This is a genomic window from Ruminococcus flavefaciens (assembly GCF_900119075.1).
Lineage (GTDB): Bacteria > Bacillota > Clostridia > Oscillospirales > Ruminococcaceae > Ruminococcus > Ruminococcus flavefaciens_Q.
Map to the genome: position 1 here is coordinate 216,668 of NZ_FPIP01000002.1, position 21,499 is coordinate 238,166.

Below are 21,499 nucleotides of genomic sequence, written 5' to 3' on the forward strand. Positions count from 1 at the left end.
AAAAATGGCAACAGTTTTTTTAGCAGGCGGAGCAGGTTACATAGGCTCCCACACAGCAGTTGAGCTTTTAAATGCAGGCTATGACGTTGTAGTTGCTGACAACTACTCAAACAGCTGCCCAGAAGCAATTAAGAGAGTTGAGAAGATAACAGGCAAATCCGTTAAGCTTTATGAGCTCGACATCAAGGATAACGCAAAGCTTGCAGAGGTCTTCAAGGAAAATAAGATCGACGCTGTTATCCACTTTGCAGGACTTAAAGCAGTAGGCGAGTCTGTTCAGAAGCCTATCATGTACTATCGCAACAACATTGATACTACACTTGCGCTTCTTGAGACAATGAAGGACTTTGACGTTAATAACATCATATTCAGTTCATCTGCAACTGTATACGGTGAAGCCAACCCTGTTCCATATTTTGAGACAATGCCTCGCGGAGCTTGTACCAACCCCTACGGTTGGACCAAATCTATGATGGAGCAGATATTCGAGGACGCTGCAAAGGCTGACGAGAAACTCTCTGTTATACTTCTCCGTTACTTCAATCCTATCGGAGCTCATGAATCCGGTATGATAGGCGAGGATCCACAGGGAATCCCTAATAATCTCATGCCTTATGTATCACAGGTTGCAGTTGGCAAGCGTGAGTGCCTTACCATCTTCGGCAACGACTACCCAACAGCTGACGGTACCTGCACTCGTGACTATATTCATGTTGTTGACCTTGCAAAGGGACACGTTAAGGCTATCGACTATATCCTTAAGAACGACAAGTGCTGCGAGATATTCAACCTCGGTACAGGTACTCCATACAGCGTAACTGAGATCGTTGATACCTTTGAAAAGGTAAACAATATCAAGGTAAACCATGTATATGGACCAAGACGTGCAGGCGATCTTGCCGAGTGCTATGCAAATGCAGACAAGGCACTGAAAGTCTTCGGCTGGAAGACTGAGAAGTCTCTGGAAGATATGTGCCGTGACTCATGGAACTGGCAGAAGAATAATCCTAACGGATACAATAAGTAATTCAAAGCTCGGGCTATGCCCCGAGCTTTACGTTTTACTTGCATTTTTATAGTCAATATGGTATACTATTAATAAGTGTAAATAGAAACGGAAGCAGCTTAAACGTCAAATAAAGTGCGTCGCATTTTTGATAACTACCTTTGAATTCAATTCATTTCAATCAAACTTCAGTTAGACTTCCTTAGTCATTTTTATTATAGCTTTTATTGGATAAATGGAATTTGACGATTACGAAGTATGCCTGAAAAACATGAAATGTCATTATTTTACTAAATCACAGATAGTAAAATGACAGCCATGAAAAAACAGGAAAAAACGGACAAAAAGTACAGCTACCGTACAGCTACGCGGTGAAAAAACTGTATTTTATTCTCCGTGAGTCAAAATGAGAATTGCCTGTTTTACGCGGTATACGGTACTATGTGGCATGGGGCGATATACCCCAATCGCTTCTCATAACCCGAAGGTCGTTGGTTCAAATCCAGCCGCCGCAACCAAAAACAAGGACTATGTTGTTGAACATAGTCCTTTTGATTTATGGCTTAGAATAGCCTTTTGCGAGAGCACTACCTTTGGAATCATGGACTATGTTGCTGACAAAAAAGAAAGCTTGCTTCAGCTTGAATATGTCTCCGTTTTCGTTATATTTTCGTTATGATGATGAAAAGCTATGAAAAACAGTGATAAACCATGTAACATTTATCGGTTGAAGTTAGCGGAGGTTAAACATAGTTCTGTTCTCTCATCCGGTTTTTCCAGTTTTTTGAAGAAAAGTTTTTAAGAGAAAAAATATGCTCCTTCCCCACACTGGAGAAGGAGCATTGTTTATTTTGCATCTTTCTTGTTTTTGTCGTTTCGAACCGGATTAAGTTTTCCGTCGATAACATCAGAAGCGATTTCGTCAGCCGACTGTATCGCATGAACATAAATCTTACTCGTTGTAGTTATATCGGAATGTCCAAGGCGTCGTGAAACAGTTGGGATAGAAACTCCCTCAGCAATAAGAAGAGTAGCGTGGGTGTGTCTGAGCGAGTGTGGCGTAAAGTGAGGAAGCTTGTTTTTCTTGACAAAGTTACTTGTCCAGTCGGTTAAACTGTCTGGATTCATAGGAGTTGTATCTTCTTTTATGAAGAGTCTGTCATTTATAACAGTCTGTGTACTTCCGTCTGCCAGCGTTATGGTGATAAAATGTTCCCATCGATCAAGCATTTCGTTTCGCAGCTTATTCCAGTATGCATGATACTCACGGAGAAGATCAAAAACTATCTCTGAGAGCTTTATAGTTCGATAAGATGTTTCATTTTTTGGCGACTTGGTAATTATGCCCATATGCTGAACATACTGGCTTGTCCTTCTTATATGGATAACACGGTTATCATAATCGATATCTTTCCATTCTAGCCCCATAAGCTCACCGCGGCGAATACCGCTGAATATAAGCAGATACATAGCAGTTTTCCATTTAATAGGTTCTTCGTCAAGCAGTTCCAGAACGTGTCTTGCCTGTTCATCGTCCAGAAAGACAGCTTCCGAATGATCGAGTTTAGGCGCTTTCATGTAGTTATGATCTGCAACGTTATATGGTACAAGTCTGTCTCTTGTAGCCTGAGTAAGTATTGAACTTATAAGTCGATGATGATGAAGTATAGTTTTTGATGATAAGCCTGTAGTATCATCATGTATATCGAAGAGCTTTTCTGTTTTACTTCCTAGTGCATCTGCTATTTTTTCAGCAGATTCAATTCTTATATGCTCTGCTCTGCAGGCAGCTGAGACAGTTGAAGCAGAAAGACCAGATTTTTGAGCAACAGATTTTATTGTAAGTCGTTTCTCTGAAATAACTGTTCTTAGCTTATTTGAACAGGCATATGCTCCAATCTTCTTAATTCCGTTTTCTCTCAGATTGTTATAAAACTGTTGTAAATGGTGTGATTGAAGCTTTATAAGTTTTATTTCACCGATTGCAGCAATGATGTTTATCAGCAGAGCCTTGTACCGCTCATATGTTTTTGGAGCAAGTATTGGCGGTTTGTTATTTTCAAGCCATGTTTCTGCATATTCTTTAAAACGGGTATTGTTGTCGAAACAGTTTCCGTTTTTGACTGATTCTTCAAATTTAATGGCTTGACGTTCTGCTTCACGATCTGCCTGCTTTTGAGTCAAATTTGCAGGCGGTTTCCAGGTCATTGAACGTACAATCTGTTTTCCGTTACTATCATACCCATCGTAGACTCGAATATTATATGAGATCTTTCCGTCCTTGGATATGTGTTTTTTAGGTTTGGGCATAATATTCTCCTTTCTATGAAACAGGGGGCATTCCTACGAATGCCCCCTGTTTAATTATTAAGCACTGATTTTTCTTATGCCTGATTCCGCCTTTTCAGCAGACTGTGTATGAGTATCGAGATATTTCATAAGTCCATCCCAGTTGATCAGATAAGATCGTCCGGTTTTTATTGACGGAATAGTTCCTTCTTTAACAAGCTGTCTGAGTAATCTCATGCTTATCCCGATTTTTTGCTCCTTACAAAGCTTGAAAGTTGCATTTATGCTGTTCATTTTTTTCATGGTGATTCCTCCTTTCAGTGTAATAATATATAATCCTTCGTTAGAACGTTGTCATTTACGACAACGTTCACAGGACTGTCCCTGGTTGCAGGGAGCACATGGGTGATTTGGATCGCACTCTACATCCGGCTGATAAATACAGTTGTTGCTATAGCCCGGATATATACCGGAAGTAAAGTCGATATCTATCGAAGGAAACATATTGATTCCTATATTACAGAATACTCCATTATCCTGTAATGATTTCATAATGGTCATTCCTGCTCCGTATGGATCTATGTCCTTGTTATATGGAGTTGCTGCACGAATAAGTTTTTTGACTTCATCGGCAGGAGTTCCAAATAGAAGCTTCATTTTTATGGGGGACGATAAGTTGAAATTGAGCTCGGGGAGTCCGTTTGAGTTTACCTGAGGATACAGCTGACAACCTTCCTGAGGTAAAGCAGCTTCGGGAACGTTTGAGTTAAATGTAGCAGATGCAGGAAGCATTTGATTGTCAGTCAGTGCTGAAGCAGAATTGCTGCCGTAGTTAGTGTTTACAGGCTTAGAAGCAAAAGACTGAGTTGCTGCCTGCTGTGAAACAGCGGCCATATTAGGGTTTTTACTGGATGCTGCAGTATTATCAGGGATTTTACCTGTAAATGTCTGTCCGGCGTACTGGTAAGGTGTTGTCTGCTGAGAAACAGCAGGATTAGTGATTGTGTTTGGCGTAACGCCAAGAAGTGAATTAAAATTAGGCATAAAATAGCCCTCCTTTGAAAAATTTGTATATACATTAGAAGACGTCGATATTTCATCAGTATCCTCTAATAATATTTCGATATTTGACAAAGAAATGCTGTCTTCTTCATCAAAGTATTTGTCTTCCGGATTAGCCAGAATATTCTTAAAGGTGTCGACATATGGCTCGTCATTGTTGATTTCCAGGCAGTCGAAGCCATTAGTGAGATCATACGGAGTATTATCCACTATTTCGTCAGCTCGCGAGTGAATCTGGTCATAACCATAATGCTCGAGAATTTTATTCACCTTCAAGCGGAAACCGGCACGTTGGTTATTGCCGATGTGAAATCTTAGGCCGTTTACGTAAGATACGGAATTAGCAAGTATGTGTATATGAGTATGCTTACTGTCTGTATGCACAACGTATATACATTGATGTCCGCTATATATTTCCTGAACTACTTCCTTTGCAACATTCATTAGCTCACAGGGATCAACCGCTTTCTTTCCACAAGTGACAGAAAGCACACTATGCTCCCCCTGACGGCCTCCGCTTTTGTGGTATTGCTTTTTAACGGTCATCCAGTCGGCAAGATCGTGGTTGGCAAAGCAGCCATAATATCCAACAAGAGTTCCGCCATTTGTTTTTACGGGATCAGTAAGATAATTCCTTTTTTTATGGAGAAAATCTCTATCATTGTTTTTACCGTTAACAAATTTTAGAATACTCATGTTGTTACCTCCTCATCATCACTTACATCGTTTTCACTAATGTCGGTTAGTTTCTCCGATAGTTTATTGAAAAAGGCTATGAGCTCTTCGATTTTTGAGAGTATGGTTGTTGCGTATATACCTTCAATATTCCCCGATTCCTCGGCTTTTTCAAAGGTACATACAAGCTCGCACAACTTCTTAGCTATGGTCGCACCTTCCTGAAGAAGTATTATTTTATCATCGGAAAGAGCGGCTGTCCTGAGAAATTCGCTAGTGCCTAAACTAACAGAATTAGCTTTTTCTTCGATGATCGATTTCTCACTTTCGCTGACACGAACATTGATAGTTTTAGCTTTGCTTTCGCTCATTTTGCTTTACCTCCTTTCTGTGGTTGTGTAGACGTTTGCGAATCTTGGTACGAATGTACATACTTTTTTTCGCTGTTGTTACACCAGAGTTTTAATCCCTTAAAGCTATTAAGTAGACGCCCTCCAATATTATTTTTTCCTCTCTTAATAGAGCTACTGTAGTCAGTAACTTTACTGTAGAAAGTGTTTCTCCCTTCAGAAGATATACCATTTGCATCGCACCATTCCTGATAGAAACGATATAACTCAACTGAAGAAATGACACCGTCCGGTGCGATCTCAAAGTTGTCCTTAAGGAATTCCTTTACATTGAGAAGTTCTATGCGTTTCTGAGCCAGTACTTCTTTTGACCTATCCGACAAACTGAATTGGTAGCCTGAGCTGATCAGTCTGGGAAGTTTATCAAGAGCAACGGAGAAGATAATGTCCTTTTCCTTGAGCAATTTCTCCTTCAGGTGAAAGTCAGTCTGCACTTCATCGATTACTCTGTCTTTAAAGTAAATTGGTATGATTCTGTCAAGAGTAGCCGAATCCATGTGCTTGAAAACAGGAAAATGATTTGATGCAGTAGTGAACTTAGCGAAGCAGACGAATTCCACTGAGTTCTCATAGAGTCGTCTTCCGGTTATCTTATCGCCTGCGATTATGCTTTTGAAAGCGTCATCGTTTCGCATCGGTTCTGCTGATGTTTCTCTTGAAAGGTTTGCAATTTTTCCCTGATACTTGATTCTCGACTGTTCAGTACCAAGTTTTGAGAATGGAACAGCAGAAGTGTTGTCAGGACCTAGTGCATCTTCAATTACATCAAGAAGCAATGATTTACCACATTGTTCAGGACCAATGAAAAAAGCTGCTTTACGTGCTTCTGTTAATGAAGTGCAAATGTACGCCATCCATTCAAGCGCACAATCCAGATTTTCATTTCCAAGACTTGTTTCAGCGAAGTTTCTAAACGATGGCGCTTCTTCAAGTTTTGCTCCTTCCTTGTAGTTGAAGTTCAACTTATAAAGGTATAGGCTGTCTTTAGCAGGAGTCCTAAACTTACCAGTCAGAGCATCGAATTCTCCATTAAAGGCTAAAAGTTTAAATTTATTTTTTGAATGAATATCGTCAATGTCAATCTGTAGTTCGGGTGCATCCCTTGCTCGTTCCAAAGCTTCTTTAATCTCATTTGAACTAATGTTGATTCTGTCCGCTTCGGTAAGTAGAGCTCGGATAATAGCTATTGCTTCTCGTTCCGTTATGGGGGTAAGCAGATGCTCAACGGCAAGATAAAATGATCCTCCGCAACTACGCAGGAATTTCATTATGATCAGCCGTTTCACAATTTCCGATATGGACTTTTTATGATCCATAATCTGTATTTCCCCATGTTTTTTGAGAAGTAAGGCTATGAGTTTAAGAATATTCATAAAACTCTTCCTTTCTGTAATACATTATGCTATACTATAAATGTAGAATAGTATAATATGCTTTTACGTATGTATTCAATTGTCAAGTTGCTTGATCAGTTGATCTTTGCTCCCCTGATCTATAAGTATTATAGCATCGTCAAAATAAAATAACTATAATCGCAAAAGTGGGATTTTGTGGGAAAGGTTTTTTATGGAAAAACAACGTAATAAAGGAAAAAAAGGTAAAGAAAAGTTTAATGATATTCAAGAAATATTTATTAAACAGATCATAAAGGGTATATTTGATACAACCACAGTTGGACTAACAGTTACTTATGAAGGAGAATTTATTAGTCGTACAGCAGGTTCTATTGCTGTAAAAAAAGATATAAAGTGGTTCAAAAAGCTGTTCTCATATACTTTTAAAAATAGAAATGCTGCTTATCTGGATGATAAGCCTCCGTTTATAAGAATAGATGTGTTTAATAAAGCCATTCATTCTATAAATGATATTTTTGGAATATCTGATGATGATAATCCCCAATTATACAATACTTTATCAGATGATGAGATGGATCATAAAGGAGAACTGCTTTACCAGTGCTATTGTTTAATTCTTCAAATTATTTATTATAATCTTGATGGTGATGAGTATAAAAAAGACAATACATTGGATTATGAAAAGATAAGGGAAGTCTTTTCCCCTATGATAAAGGACTTATTTGACATTAAAAGTATGGATTCTTTGTTAGATCAAAAAAAATATGATGATTCATTAAGATTGGCTAATTATGAACCCAGTGCATTTGATGATATTGAGATAACAGATGACTTCGCAAGAAAAAAGAGAAGATTACTCTCAGGTAATGATAAAAAGATATATATAGATAATGCCACAAAGTATATGCAAAAAATGGAAATCGTATTATCTGCATACAATTCGGATAATAATACTAAGGAATTAGCAAGACGAAGTCTATATGAACCTATATATTTTTACAGAAGTACTGTATTATCTTTGATTAATTTAAAGGATACAATGAAGGAAGAAATATTAGATTTGTTAAGAAAATGCTACGAACTGTTTTTTAAAGAGGATCCTTCAGATATTCAAGAACAAAAGAGATTAGAGTTTGCATATTACATTGAATATAGGGCATATCTTGTAGATAATTTAAAAGCATTATCTCAGCTTGTAGAAGAAGATAAACATAGAAAGACGCATTTTTAAAAAATAACCACGGTGCTCATACCGTGGTTATCTTTGTCTCTGCTCAGAATGCTTCAAGCAGGCTGTATTCCTCTTCACCCTTGACAGCACAGAGCGTTTCGTGAAGTAGGCTGTGGTCTGCGAGCATATCCTCGATCTCGTCACAGGTATAGCCGAACTCCAACAGCAGCTCAACATCAGCGGTATCAACTCCGTAACAGCCACAATAGGCAAGCAGCAGTTCTTCATGCACGTTATAATAAGGCTCGTCGTCGTACCAACTCAGATACTTCGAGCGATATATCTTAGGCTGAAACTGCGACCTCGATATCCTGCCATTCCTGTCGATGCACAGGATATCGCCCTCGTCCGTATCGATGCGCTTGCTCTCGAACTTATGCAGGCCCAGCTGCTTCAGAGCCTTCTTCATGATCGACTCCGTTGAAGCGTATACAAAAAGGCCTATTGTCTCGAAGTGGAGCAGGCACATCGGATTGCTCCCTTTTATAATGTATAAGCTGTTGGTCTGGTCGAGCACGGTAAAAGTGAAGTTTCCCTCGACCGTTTCTGCCATGTACTGCAAGCTGTCGAAGTCAAGTTTTCCCTGCTTCTCGATAAGCTGAACGCCGATATAGCTGTCAGTATCGATATATGTATCGGGGATAACCTTGTCACGGCGGAGCTCCTTGTCATTCCAGAGGACACCGTTATGTGCAAAAGCGAACTCCTTGTCAGCGTGACCGGCAAACGGGTGATTGTTGTAATTCTGCTTCTTATCGCCCTGTGTAGCCAATCTTGTATGTCCCATAACAGCCTTTGTACCGTCGGGAGCGTTGAAGTGCAGCTTGTGCGCTGCCTTCGGTCGTTTGAATATCGTTACTCTTCCGCTGTTGATATAACTGATACCGGCAGCGTCGGTACCTCTCTCCTCAGCTGCGTTTGCCAGAGCCTGAGTGAGCTTTCTGAGAACCTTGTATGGGACAATTCCTCTATAATCGAGCCATCCGAATAATGCACACATATCACATTTCCTCCTCTTCGTTGATATCGTCGTTGACGTAAAGTTTACGTTCTTTCAGGTACTGTATCAGCTCAGGCTCCCTGATATCGCCTACAAAGTCCAGCCATGACAGCTTGGACAGGGTATCGTCTGTGTTGTTGATTGCAGCATCGATAATAGCGTTGACAAGCTCAAGAACAGCGATGAAAGTGTTGTATTTCAGCGTTCCCCTGAACATTCTGAACTCGATCGTTGCGTAGTTCATAAGATTTACAGCGGCATATCGGCCGTTGTTGCCTTTCTTAGCCTTATCAAGTATCTCCCTGCCTGTCTTCTCAAAGCCGTAGCGAGCTGCCCATCTGTTCATGGCGTACTCGGAGCGGCGTGAGAATTTCAGCAGTTCATTCCAGTGATTCTCCACAAAGTACAGTATCCTGCTGATAGTTTCATCCTGCTCCTCACGGTTATCGCCGAGACAGTCACGGTTCACATGGACGTGAAGCCCACATGTACTTGTCTGATGTGAGCGATATCCCAGAGATATAGCCTTCTTCATGATCTCCGCCCACTGATACTGCTTGTGGAAAGCAAGAGACATGGGATGCGTTACCAGTTCCATTCCGTCGTCAAGTGAGCCGTCACCCTTGATGTAGATATGCTCCTCGTTTCTGTTGGCGATAGCAAGAAGCTCGTCAGCGTTGTCCGAGTCTTTGCCTGCTCCGTCAATTTCAAGCTCTACACCGAAATAGCGGTGAGAATCGCCATAGAAGATAGGCTCAGGCTTGTAGCCGTAGTCGTGTATGCTTCTGTTCTTGTCAACTTCGTCATGGTAGCAGTCGCTGCAGTAATCGTAGCCATCAAGGTGATAGGCATCGTCCTCATGGAGCAGAGCATCACAGCAGCTGCAGCGAGTATAGTGGTTGTGATAGCAGTTGGAGCAGAGTGTAGTGTATTCGTCACCGTAGCTGTCATCGCTCCAAATGACAGAGCCGCAGCGGTCACAGGTGGTCGTATGGCTTTCGTAGCAGTCGGTGCAGACGATCTCACCGTTGACTTCCTCGTAGTCCTTGCCATCTTCGATAAGTGCTCCGCAGTGAGAGCAGTAGATTTTATTCTCTTCCATTGTATTATCCTCCTCAGGGCATAAAAATACCTTCCCGAACTGAATCGGGAGGGCTTCTTTGTATCAGTATTCTTCTGCAAGCAGCATTGTTGAGTGATCGCCATCGTCTATGATGTAGACTTTGGCTGTTATCGGAGTATCTGACGGTATCAGATATTCCATGTGGTATTCGGGTTCTTCTGACGAGTGAGATATGCTCTGCATCGGGCCTGATGCCGTAAGCTCAAAGACCTGAAGGTAGTCCTTCGCACCCTGCATCCTTTCCATGCATTCCCACATGAACAGCTGAAGTTCCAGCGGTATCGTGCTGTCAACTCCACAGGTCAGATAACGTTCATTTGTAAACATCGTTTCCTCCTTCCGTTTGCTATGCTCCTATGATCCGCCGTAGCGGTCTCTATGTGGTCAGCCATTATCGTATAATCAGTACCTGACATAGAGGCATATCAATGATATATAGCTCAGAATGAGAACATTAGCGATATGAACCACAACCAGAATTACAACAATATAATAAGTAGCAAGCTACCAAAAGAACAGGAGGTGAAACAATGGAGGCCGTAACACAGGAGGAGCTTATAACCATTGAGGAAGTCATGAAGATTCTGAAGATAGGCAAAAACACCGCCTATCAGCTGCTGGAGGACAAGGAAATAGAAGCCTTCAGGATCGGCAACAAGTGGAAGATCCCACGATCATCCGTATACAAATATATTCAGGCACAGACACATAACGTCAAATAGCCTATGTACCCTGTACAGAAAGCAGACGTTCTCTTTCAGACTCTTTTTTCTACTGATTCTTAAACATATTGATAGTACGGGCTCACAGGGGCGGAAAGCTTCAATTAAGAAGCTTCTGTGGGCGCTGTGGGGGATATACCTGAGTTTATATCTCCTGCAGCTGTACTATGCCTTGAACGGCTTTCGCATAGTGCTTGCAGCGCAGGGGGATGACCTCTGCGCTCTTTTTAATTTCATTACAACATCTTGTAAACAAAATAATCATGAAGGAGTTGTTGTAATGAAGTACAAAGTCTCTGTCTATCCAAAGAGCTTCAAAGGGAAGGACAAATCAGTCATGAATGCTTCTACCAAGAAGATAACTAAGCTTATACCTAAATATAGCCGTGAACTCAGTGTTGCTGAACTGGCTGATGCTATATATAATATGCGGGTCTTCTGTCCTGCTACCTTCAAGGGGGACCATAAAAGCCAGGATGAAATGGAAGCAATTCAGTTCTTCGCTCTCGATTTCGATGGCGGTATTGATATCTATACTGCAAAAGCCAGAGCCGAATATTACAAGCTTCCCATAGCGATATACTATGAGACTTCCAGTTCTGTGAACTGGTCTAAATTCAGGCTCGTCTTTCTGTGTTGTCAGGAGGTCAACGATAAGGATCTTGCTGTGCTTGTGCAGTACTGTCTGTGTACTGTGTTCCCTGAGGTGGATAAATCCTCCAAGGATTTCAGTAAGCTCTATTATCCGGGGAAGAATGTCATCTGCAGCGATGTCTCTTTCAGTATCCATGATCTTCTTATCAGCACTCTTGCGTATCTTCAAAAGAATGATCCCAAGAATAAGATGCACATACTTAAGCGTATAGCCAAGAAGTCACATGTTGTTCTTCGGAACAACACTTTTGCGTTCATTCCCAACTCCGTATCTTTATCTTCCGGTGCCTCTCTCCTCCCTCCTCCTGCGGAGGAGTCGGAGAGCCCTGCTGAAGAAATGACTGAAAGTTACGATTTCAGGATGATCACCATATATAATAATATGGTTCGCACCCAAAAATCGTCAGAAAGTGTTAGTTTGCTATTCTCAGAGAGCTGTGAGGACATCACAAGAGAGTACAGAGATACGGAGAAGAAACACAGAGACAAGCCGTCTCAGGTTGATATATCAGGCGATACATATTGCCGATTACTGAATGAGTTCAGGAATGGAAGAAGACTTCCCCACGAGGAGTGGTTCGGACTGGCCCTGAACCTGATACACATCAAAGGTGGTAAATCACTTATCACTGATACATTCTGCAAGTACAGCAGTCAGTATGATGATATAGACCGAAAGGAAGTTCAGATCGAGTTCGCCTGTCGAAATGACTACAAAGCTCAGAGATGTGACGACTACTGCCCTTACGCTCAGGAGTGCGACCATGAGTCCAATATGGTGTATACGCTGAAGATGTCATCCGGAAAGATTATTGAGCTTGATAATGAGCCTGTATATAAGGATATAGACGAGATGCGCCGTGAGCTTCATGAAGGGATAAAAGAGTCAATGAGACTTCCCGGAACGAAGATAATAAAAGCTCCCACAGGAGCAGGAAAGACATATGCGTATCTCAGCGTGATCAAGGAATCTGAGCGTCAGACCATAGTTGCTGTCCCTAACAAAAAGCTCATGTACGCTGTTGCTGCTGAAGCTGAGAAAAGGGAAATCAGTTATATCACTACACCGATTATAGAAGACTTGCTTCAAGAACTTAAAGACACGGAAACTGTTAGGCTTATACGTCATATGTACGCTGTAGGCAATGACAGGAACATCAACTACGTTCTCAGGGAGTGTGAAGAGGAGATCGCTCATGCTTACCTTGACAAAATGGATCGACTGAGGGAGTATAAGGGTCAGCTTATAATAACCACCCATGCCAGATTACTCAAGATGAAGCCTGACTATCTCAGATGCAGGAATGTAATTATAGACGAGGACATATTACCGTCTATGATACAGATCAGGCAGGTGAATATATCTGACATAATGGATGTGCTGGACGAAAACAAAGAGGAAGATACTTTCTCTGTTGTCTCGATTGCTAAATTAAAGCGTATTACCAATGTAAGCGGCTATGAAGTCATTGAAGCGATAGATGAAGAATATCTTGATGATGAAGAAAGACTTTTGATATGCCGCAGGATAAGCCGTGATAATTATTCAGCCATCTTCCCTGCATTGAGAGCACGCTGTTTTTATCACAAGGACGATGATGATGAGGTATACTTTGTGGAAACTCAGCCGATCCCCATCTGCAATTGCACTATTGTCTCAGCAACCGTAAACGAAATGCTGTACAGAAAGCTGTTAGGCAATCAGCTTTATTCCTTCAAGGATCTTGGTGAATTGAAATACAAGGGGAAGCTGTATCTTCATCATGACCGCTCATACAGCAAGAGCTGCTTGACTGAGAATCGTGATATCATAACAGAACTGCGCAAGAAGTACGAAAACAAGAGCAATATCATCACATTCAAGGACTTTGCTAAATTTGGAGAGATGTACTTCGGTGCAGCTCAAGGTATTAACGGACTAGCAGGCTGCGATCTTACAGTAATAGGCACATTCCACCGTCCTGAGTATGTGTATAAGCTGTGGGCGATGATAATGGGTGATCTCAATACAGATGATACTCTCGCTGTAAGACGTATAGAGCGTAACGGGTTCAACTTCTCATTCATGACGTTCAAGGATCCTCTACTGCGGGAGATACAGCTGTACCTTATAGAAAGTGAGGCGGAACAGGCTGTAGGCAGGGCGAGACTGGTATCTCATGACTGCAATGTACATCTGTTCTCAAATCTGCCGTTAAAGCAATGCAGGCTGAAAATGCGAACTTTCGGTGACTGAGAGTATCTTTACAGGTGCTCTTAGGCCTGCCTGCCTTGGCGAGGAGCGATTCAGTTCATGGTGTGAGTATAAGTATAGGGCGTACAGGGGACAGCGTAACGGCTCAGAATCAAAAAACAGTTGATTTCAATGAGAACAATACAACTATTATATAATGGGAGCTTCTATAACAGTTACCAAAGTTACAGAGGATTCCGCATTCACAGAAGGAGGTTGCTGACATGACATAAGCCAAAACACATGACGAACAGCCGTACAGGCTGTCATTACAGACAGGAATCAAAAAACAATTGATTTCAATGAAAACAATACAACTATTATATAATGGAAGACTCTGTGATCTTTGTTAAGGATACGGAGGATTCCAAATAAACTAACAGGAGGATTCTAAAATGAAACAGAACAACAAACCAACAGCAGAAATGCCTCAGCTGCTTTCAGCTAAGGACATGAGCGAACACTTAGGGGTATCCCTGTGCACTTGTTACAAGTTGCTCAAACAGGATGATTTCCCCGTAACACGTATCGGTAAACGCAGAGTGGTAACACGTGAGCATTTTACCGAATGGCTTAAGAATAATACTACAGGAGGAAAGAACAATGGCTAAGAAACAAGAAACACAGGAAACACAGGAAACACAGGTAATACAGGCTGCCAAAGAAATCATAGGCACTGCAAACTTCGATCATTTTTCGGATCAGGAAGTTGATGCTGTATATCGGGTGAGCTATAGCTTCAGGTATGGAGTTCTGATAAGACTTGCTCTTTCAATTGGAATAAGACTTGGAGAGCTTCTTGCCCTTCGTTGGGATGACTTAGGTCCCAATAACACACTCATCATAAACAAGACAATAACAAGTCTTCCTATGTCCTTTGACAACGGTAGCGTGGAAAAGCCAAGCTGTTTCCGATTAATAACGCTGCCCATGAATGTTGTATACGAGCTTTGTCAGTTGAGAAATGCTCAATATACTGACATAATCAAGAACGGAAATGTGTTTGACACCTTTCAGTTTGTCATTACTGATAACATGGGACATCCTGTCGCCATGGAGACATTCCTGAGAGAATATTACACTATTCTGCTCAGGGCAAATGTCCGACAGCTGCCATTCGATGCGCTGAGGAATACATTTGTATACAACTCACTAAAGGCAGGCGTAGACAGCAATACTGTAGCTCAGATCATAGGCGTACAGCCCAGCCGGTATTTTGTTTCAGGAGAAGCTATACAGCAGATCCCACAGATGACAAGCTTTACCATTCCTGAGCTTAGAACCGGCAAATCGTATCCGGTAATAGTTACACCGGAGAATGGCAGCTTTCATCTTTCTGTTGTTGACTTTGAAGATCTCTCATGTGAGATAAACGACATTCAGAAAGGACTGAACTTCATAGCCAAGTGGATCTGTGAGAAGAGCAGACAAATCGTACTCCCTGAGCCAACTTCTCCATATGAGATCACTCTGAATAAAGGAGAGTATATTGCTATGGCTACGATTAATCCATGAAAACATATGAACCGGATGTGATTGCAATGGCTGCATCCGGTTTTGTATGAAAATCATTCATATCATTTCCCCTATTTACATAATGGAAGCTTCTGTGATCCCTGACAAGGATGCAGAAGCTTCCCTATACTTAAAGTAACAGGAGGTTTCAATATGAAACAAGCTATGTCATATGATGAACTGCCGGAAATGCTTTCGGCACGTGACATCAGTAAACATCTTGGGATATCACTCGGCAGCAGCTACAAGCTGCTTAAGAGTGGAGATATCCCTGTAACTATCGTCGGAAAGCGTATGATAGTTGCAAGAGAAAGCTATATCGAATGGGTTGAGAATAACACAAACAGGGCGAACGAGAGTGAATAGTGTTGCTTATGATCTGCTTGGGGATACATATCCCTATGTCGATTGGACATTGAAATGAACGGTGAAAGGAGGTGTTTACCATGACAGACCCCATCATCTTTGTTACTAAGAAGGATGTCTTAACGGTCTGGGAGGCTGCATATTACCTTAATGTAAGTACCAAAACAGTATATGGTCTTATATACAGAAAGGAGCTTGAAGCCATCAAAATAGGCAGCCGCTACAAGATAACAGCTGACTCTATCCGCAGATACATAAGTGAGAAATCAGCTCGATAAGTATATAGTTATAACCAATCGTCGAATCATATAGATTTGGGTATCTGGGATATATTATCTGAAAAGCTTGACAGTTAGAAAAGAAAAGGTACGAGTGCAGTTATAATGGCTGCACTCGATCATCCCCGACATTCCAGTATTATGCAGCAGCAATATATACGGCGTAAGGGAGGGGCGTTGATAGAAGAGCTCCGTGACTGATAGTAAGTGCCCTGCTATTCAGGAAGAGTAGTTGTTAGTGGAATATTACATAGGTATTTACACTTGAGAAACGAGAAGAGATTGGGGTGTACATTTGGCGATGACGAAGTCAGAGCGAAATGTGAGGGGCAAGCCCCTAAAGCAGGAGGTGTGGAGGGAGTCAGTCCCTCCACTATTATTACAGATGCGAATGCATCTGTGTATGGATATACAAATGTCGCTTGCGGCAATGAAAGATACGTTCTAATTATTGCTTTAAGTATAGCTATAAGTAACAAGTTCAAATAAACCCTTACTGGCTAACAAGGTTTTACCCGTCAATTATATAGTAACAGGAGGTTTCAGTTATGGAAAAGAAAAAACTATTTGCAACTATGAAGCGATTGGTGGGATCAAGCATACATGCTGGATGGTTCACACCTGAAGAAACGTCTACTCTTGTAGCTACTAGCTACAAGTATGACATCGGAGTTTTCATAAGGCTAGCTCTTTATGCAGGGCTTAGTATCGACGAGATCAAAGGTCTGCATTGGGATTCACTTCATTATTATGCTGACAGCGATGATGAATACTGTGAGCTCTGTATAAGCGAGGTGAGATATGATAATCCTTTACCACTATGTGGCTCACCTAATTGTGTAAGAACTGGCTGTTATCGTAAGCTTTTACTTCCTATAAAGACAGGACGTGAGCTTGTACAGTGGTGTGCGCTTCACACTATACGTAATACTCCGTACATACTTGTTGAAGAGAATGGAGATCTTATGGAGTGGTATATACTTTCAAGAAAGTATAGTCAGGTGATCAACGCAGCTCATGTCAGACAGCTTGGATACGATTCATTGAGAAACACATTTGTATTCAACGCCTTGAATGCAGGGCTTTCCGTTGATGTCATAGCTTTGATACTTGGACTTAAACCAAGCTATGAGCTCTCAGAAGCAGAATCCGCTCAGATTGAGCAAAAGTTTGCTTGCGGTTTTCCTGAATCGCAGAATGATGTCTTTGCAACGGTAGACTATATGCCTATCGATCCTGAAATGGAGTACATTCATGCTAAGAATATGCGGTACATTCGTGAACAGATAAAATGGAGATACGGCTTTTGATATCGTCCCGGTAACTTGTAAAGTGAAAGATTCCCTGTGGCGGTTGCTACAGGGAATCACTTTGTCTCGTTATTCAATAAGCCATTTCCACGTTATGCAGATTAATAAACGAGTTTTTATGCCAGATATGCACTTGACAAGTTTCTTCAGGAACTCTCCTTAAAGGCTTAAGATAGATAGGTCTAATGCTACATACAGCTAAAGGATATATTAGAATGAGATATCAATGTGTAATTTATTTTCTTAGTCTCTCCGGTATGCAAAGATCATTGAATGCGTACATAGAAAGGAAAAGAGAAAAGTAATCTATGAAGGCGGAGTGGTTTTCCTCTTAAATACAACCATGGCATACACTATGTATGCTATGGATTGTATGAATTCTTTAAGAGCTATTGATTAATTGTGCGAAATATGGTATAATTTTAATAAATATAAGCATTTTTAGGAGAACGCTATGATCAATATAAGAAAACTTGAAGCAGAGCTGTGGGAATCGGCTGATCTACTTCGTGCAGGCTCAAAACTTACATCAAATCAGTACTGTATGCCCGTACTTGGACTTATCTTCCTCAGATACGCTTACAGCCGCTTCAAAATGGTTGAAGCTGAGATACTGAAAGACCGTCCCAAGCGTGGCGGACGTGTTATGCCTGTTGAAGCAAGTGATTTCGCTGCCAAGAGTGCACTCTACCTTCCCGAAGAGGCTCAATACAAGTACCTCGTCAATCTGCCTGAGAATATAGCTGCGGCTGAACTCAAGAACCGTGCTGGTCATACCATGAACAGTCTCGGTGAAGTAGTAAACAATGCTATGCAGCTTGTGGAGGAGCAGAGCGAACAGCTCACAGGTGTACTGCCCAAGGATTACACTATATTCTCGGACGAGCTGCTCTCAGAGCTTCTCCGTATCTTCAATAACAGTGCTCTCGATGATATAGACGGAGATATCGTTGGACGTATCTATGAGTATTTCCTGAATAAATTTGCAAAGAACATCGCTCAGGACGACGGAGTATTCTTTACCCCTAAGTCCCTCGTTAAGATGATAGTCAATATCATAGAGCCGAAAAGTGGAACGCTGCTTGATCCTGCCTGCGGAAGCGGCGGTATGTTCATTCAGAGCGGTGACTTCGTAAATGCCGCAGGTATGCACGCTAACAGTGCCATGACGTTCTATGGACAGGAAAAGGTTGAGTACAACGCTCAGCTCTGTCTTATGAATATGGCTGTACACGGTCTAACAGGTGTTATCAAGTCAGGCGATGAAGCCAATACTTTCTACCATGATGCACACAACCTCAACGGCAAGTGCGATTATGTTATGGCGAATCCTCCTTTTAATGTGGACAAGGTCAAGGCTGAATCCTGCGAGAATGCAGGTCGTCTGCCTTTTGGTATGCCCGGCGTGAATAAGAACAAGGAAGTCGGCAACGGAAACTACCTGTGGATATCCTACTTCTACTCCTATCTCAACGATAAGGGCAGAGCCGGTTTTGTTATGGCTTCTTCGGCTACGGACAGTCAGAGCAGGGACAAGGATATCCGTGAACAGCTGGTAAAAACAGGTGACGTTGATGTTATGATCTCGGTCGGCAATAACTTTTTCTATACCAAGTCTCTGCCGTGTTCGCTATGGTTCTTTGACAAGGCGAAAAGTGAAAGTATCAGGGACAAGGTCCTGTTCATTGACGCAAGAAATTATTATACCGTAGTTGATCGCACTCTTAATGAGTGGAGCGAATGGCAGCTCAAAAATCTCAACGCTATTGTATGGCTGCATCGCGGTGAAACTGACAAGTATACATCACTGATAAATGAATATCGCCGTTGCATTACTTCTGCGTTAAATAATATAAATGAGTCATCTGAAGCTGAAGGTTTTGTTGCTTGTGTCGGACAGGCACTTTATCATCATGTCGAGGGCGCAATGCCGAAAATTACAAAGGAACTTACTGCCGAATACAGCAATGAGATTATTTCCGAGCTTAAGGAAAGAACCCTTGTTTCTGCAAAGCGTACCAAGGAAATAGCTATAGAGGATACTCCCAAAAAGAAAAAAGCCATTGAGGAAAGCTACAACGACTTCGAGGCTGTTATACAGGATATACTCCGCCTTATACAGGACTATCTCTGGCTGTATGAAAAGTTCGGTGAGGGCGAATACAAGGACATAGAGGGGCTTTGCAAGGCGGCAACGATCAGCGATATAAAGGAAAAAGGCTGGTCGCTGACTCCCGGTGCTTATGTGGGCGTTGCTCCTGTTGAGGACGACGGCGTTGATTTTGCAGAGCGTATGGCTGAGATACACAAGGAACTGCTTGCTTTGCAGGGTGAGTCCAACTCCCTTATGGATACCATATCGAAGAATATGGAGGAGTTGGGGATATGACAACAGTAAAACTTGGAGAAATATGCGATTTTTTAAACGGCGGTGCGTGGAGCGATAAAGAATATGTACTCACAGGATTACCTGTTTTAAAAGTAACAAATTGCAAGCCTTCAGGCTTTGCATTGTCAGATATTGATTATTTACCGTATTCAGCAGCAGAAAAATATGCGAAAAACAAACTTGAATTAGGCGATGTTATAATTGCAACTGTTGGTTCACATCCGAATTTAAAGGATTCAGCGGCAGGAAGGTCGTGTGTGGTAAACAGTATGGTTGAGGGATATTATCTTAATCAAAATGCTGTATGTATGAGAACAAAAGATTCTGATGTGCTTGATCAAGGTTATCTCGGATATTTATCAAAATATTATGAATTTCAGCATTTCATTCAAATGCGAGGTCGTGGTGCTGCTAACCAAATGCGAATAGCAATATCATCAATCAAAGAATATAATTGTAAACTTCCAAACATTGAAATCCAACGCCGCATAGCCTCAATCCTCTCCGCCTACGACGACCTTATCGAAAACAACCAGAAGCAGATAAAGCTCCTTGAAGAAGCGGCACAAAGGCTCTATAAAGAGTGGTTCGTCGATCTGCACTTCCCCGGATATGAGAACGTTAAGGTTGTTGACGGTGTGCCGGAGGGGTGGGAGAAAAAGACAATACTTGATATGTCTTCTGTATTAAGAAGAGGTATTTCCCCAAAGTATAATGATAAAGGCAAATATACTGTCATAAATCAAAAATGTATCAGGCAGACAATCATGGATATTAAAGAATCACGCCAACAGGAAAAAGAGTATCCTGCTGATATGAACTTGAAAGATAGTGATATAGTAATATGCTCAACAGGTTCGGGAACACTTGGCAGAGTAGGTCAAGTGTTTGGTGATTATCCTGATACAACTTTTGATTCTCATGTTACATTGGTAAGAGCGAAAAAACCAGATCACTCTCAATTTCTTTTCTTGACACTCAAGTATTTACAACCATTATTGATGACGTTAGGACAGGGATCAACGAATCAGCTTGAATTACCGAAACGTGTTATAGAAAGTTATGGGATAATTTGTCCTACAGAAAAACTTATAATTGATTTTGAATCTGCTATACTGCCTATTCATAATAAAATTACTTCTCTTGTAAGCATAATTAAAAATGCAACAGAAGCCCGTGACCGTCTGCTGCCTAAGCTGATGAGCGGAGAAGTGGAGGTTTAACGTGAAGAAAGAAGCACCCAAAGATAACATTTGGCAAAAGTATAAAATAGAAATATTAATTGGCTTGTTCACATCATTACTGTGGTTTTTTGTTGAGCATATCATAAATACTGTTCCTAGAATAGGAAGAAACGTTATAGAAACGCTATCAAATTATGTATATACAAATGCTGCTAAGTTCAGCATAAACACAATTTTGACTATGTTTGTTTCGTTTTTAGTGGGTTGGGCATTAGCAATAGCAATTAGACCAATTATGCAATATAGAGAGATAAGGAAACTCGAAAAAGAAATAGAAGTTTTAAAAACAGATAATAATGCTAATAAGAAAAAAGAAGATAATCTTTCAAAAGAATACAAGAAAGAAAAACGAATAGATATTGGTCCGCTTATTGTTCTTATAGTATTTGTTTTTATGCTTTATATGAATGTCTATAAGCCTATTTTTTTAAATAGTTCATTTGATTTGGATATAAAAATGATTAAGCCATACACTGATAATAAAACTGTTATGATGCTTGAATCTGACTGGACAAGAATGAAAAGCAAAGATGACTATGACAAGATTTATGATACAATTAATAAGATAAAAGAAGAAAATAATCTTCCGAAAAAATAATTACAATTTTCTTAAGCTGATGAGCGGAGAAATGGAGGT

General features: G+C 41.0%; 20 protein-coding genes. 12 read left to right on the forward strand and 8 right to left on the reverse strand.

Annotated features, from left to right (window positions below):
* The first annotated feature begins 4 nt into the window (after positions 1-4).
* Positions 5-1,027, forward strand: a complete 1,023-nt coding sequence (gene galE / locus BT105_RS03820) for a UDP-glucose 4-epimerase GalE (protein WP_072299504.1) — start codon at positions 5-7, stop codon at positions 1,025-1,027.
* Between the two features lie 825 nt (positions 1,028-1,852).
* On the opposite strand, the gene BT105_RS03825 is transcribed toward galE, so the two are convergent.
* Genes BT105_RS03825 through BT105_RS03845 form a run of 5 tightly spaced genes read right to left on the reverse strand, consistent with a single transcriptional unit; the run spans position 1,853 to position 6,815 of the window.
* Positions 1,853-3,316 (reverse strand): tyrosine-type recombinase/integrase, encoded by a 1,464-nt coding sequence (locus BT105_RS03825; protein ID WP_072299505.1) that lies wholly within the window; start codon positions 3,314-3,316, stop codon positions 1,853-1,855.
* Positions 3,317-3,373: 57 nt separating this feature from the next.
* Positions 3,374-3,598: an excisionase family DNA-binding protein gene (locus tag BT105_RS03830; RefSeq protein ID WP_072299506.1), complete on the reverse strand. Its 225-nt coding sequence runs from the start codon at positions 3,596-3,598 to the stop codon at positions 3,374-3,376.
* A 51-nt stretch (positions 3,599-3,649) separates the two neighbouring features.
* On the reverse strand, positions 3,650-5,053 hold the full coding sequence (locus BT105_RS03835) for a relaxase/mobilization nuclease domain-containing protein (protein WP_072299507.1): 1,404 nt from the start codon (positions 5,051-5,053) through the stop codon (positions 3,650-3,652).
* Positions 5,050-5,403 carry a plasmid mobilization protein gene (locus tag BT105_RS03840; RefSeq protein WP_072299508.1) on the reverse strand — a complete coding sequence of 118 codons (354 nt, stop codon included), beginning with the start codon at positions 5,401-5,403 and terminating at the stop codon, positions 5,050-5,052. The genes BT105_RS03835 and BT105_RS03840 overlap by 4 nt, the downstream gene beginning before the upstream one ends.
* Entirely contained in the window at positions 5,400-6,815 is a 1,416-nt protein-coding gene (locus tag BT105_RS03845; RefSeq protein WP_072299509.1) for a DNA primase family protein, read from the reverse strand. The genes BT105_RS03840 and BT105_RS03845 overlap by 4 nt, the downstream gene beginning before the upstream one ends.
* 193 nt (positions 6,816-7,008) lie before the next feature.
* On the opposite strand from BT105_RS03845, the gene BT105_RS03850 reads away from it, so the two are divergent.
* A complete protein-coding gene (locus tag BT105_RS03850; RefSeq protein WP_072299510.1) occupies positions 7,009-8,028 on the forward strand; it encodes a hypothetical protein in 1,020 nt (339 codons plus the stop codon).
* 43 nt (positions 8,029-8,071) lie between these two features.
* Here BT105_RS03850 and BT105_RS03855 read toward each other — a convergent pair whose 3' ends face one another.
* The 3 genes from BT105_RS03855 to BT105_RS03865 all read right to left on the reverse strand — a co-directional run bounded on the left by BT105_RS03855 (position 8,072) and on the right by BT105_RS03865 (position 10,478).
* Positions 8,072-9,028, reverse strand: coding sequence for a class II glutamine amidotransferase (locus BT105_RS03855; protein WP_072299511.1), 957 nt, complete (start codon positions 9,026-9,028; stop codon positions 8,072-8,074).
* A gap of 1 nt (position 9,029) precedes the next feature.
* Complete coding sequence (locus BT105_RS03860) at positions 9,030-10,130, reverse strand: amidoligase family protein (protein WP_072299512.1); 1,101 nt, start codon at positions 10,128-10,130, stop codon at positions 9,030-9,032.
* A 63-nt stretch (positions 10,131-10,193) separates the two neighbouring features.
* Entirely contained in the window at positions 10,194-10,478 is a 285-nt protein-coding gene (locus BT105_RS03865; RefSeq protein ID WP_072299513.1) for a DUF960 domain-containing protein, read from the reverse strand.
* 203 nt (positions 10,479-10,681) lie between these two features.
* Here BT105_RS03865 and BT105_RS03870 point away from each other — a divergent pair, with 203 nt between their 5' ends.
* The 10 genes from BT105_RS03870 to BT105_RS03915 all read left to right on the forward strand — a co-directional run bounded on the left by BT105_RS03870 (position 10,682) and on the right by BT105_RS03915 (position 21,460).
* Positions 10,682-10,873 (forward strand): helix-turn-helix domain-containing protein, encoded by a 192-nt coding sequence (locus BT105_RS03870; protein WP_072299514.1) that lies wholly within the window; start codon positions 10,682-10,684, stop codon positions 10,871-10,873.
* Between the two features lie 280 nt (positions 10,874-11,153).
* The gene (locus BT105_RS03875) at positions 11,154-13,763 is read left to right on the forward strand and encodes a DEAD/DEAH box helicase family protein (RefSeq protein ID WP_072299515.1); all 2,610 of its coding nucleotides are present in this window, start codon (positions 11,154-11,156) and stop codon (positions 13,761-13,763) included.
* A gap of 392 nt (positions 13,764-14,155) precedes the next feature.
* Positions 14,156-14,371, forward strand: a complete 216-nt coding sequence (locus tag BT105_RS03880) for a helix-turn-helix domain-containing protein (protein ID WP_072299516.1) — start codon at positions 14,156-14,158, stop codon at positions 14,369-14,371.
* Positions 14,364-15,275: a tyrosine-type recombinase/integrase gene (locus tag BT105_RS03885; protein WP_072299517.1), complete on the forward strand. Its 912-nt coding sequence runs from the start codon at positions 14,364-14,366 to the stop codon at positions 15,273-15,275. The genes BT105_RS03880 and BT105_RS03885 overlap by 8 nt, the downstream gene beginning before the upstream one ends.
* A gap of 153 nt (positions 15,276-15,428) precedes the next feature.
* Positions 15,429-15,641 carry a helix-turn-helix domain-containing protein gene (locus BT105_RS03890; RefSeq protein ID WP_072299518.1) on the forward strand — a complete coding sequence of 71 codons (213 nt, stop codon included), beginning with the start codon at positions 15,429-15,431 and terminating at the stop codon, positions 15,639-15,641.
* A gap of 80 nt (positions 15,642-15,721) precedes the next feature.
* Entirely contained in the window at positions 15,722-15,919 is a 198-nt protein-coding gene (locus tag BT105_RS03895; RefSeq protein ID WP_009987393.1) for a helix-turn-helix domain-containing protein, read from the forward strand.
* Between the two features lie 548 nt (positions 15,920-16,467).
* Entirely contained in the window at positions 16,468-17,229 is a 762-nt protein-coding gene (locus tag BT105_RS03900; protein WP_072299519.1) for a hypothetical protein, read from the forward strand.
* 454 nt (positions 17,230-17,683) lie between these two features.
* Entirely contained in the window at positions 17,684-19,618 is a 1,935-nt protein-coding gene (locus BT105_RS03905) for a type I restriction-modification system subunit M (protein WP_072299520.1), read from the forward strand.
* Positions 19,615-20,841, forward strand: coding sequence for a restriction endonuclease subunit S (locus tag BT105_RS03910; RefSeq protein WP_072299521.1), 1,227 nt, complete (start codon positions 19,615-19,617; stop codon positions 20,839-20,841). Before BT105_RS03905 ends, BT105_RS03910 begins: the two co-directional genes overlap by 4 nt.
* 1 nt (position 20,842) lies before the next feature.
* Positions 20,843-21,460, forward strand: a complete 618-nt coding sequence (locus BT105_RS03915; protein WP_072299522.1) for a LapA family protein — start codon at positions 20,843-20,845, stop codon at positions 21,458-21,460.
* Positions 21,461-21,499 lie beyond the last annotated feature (39 nt).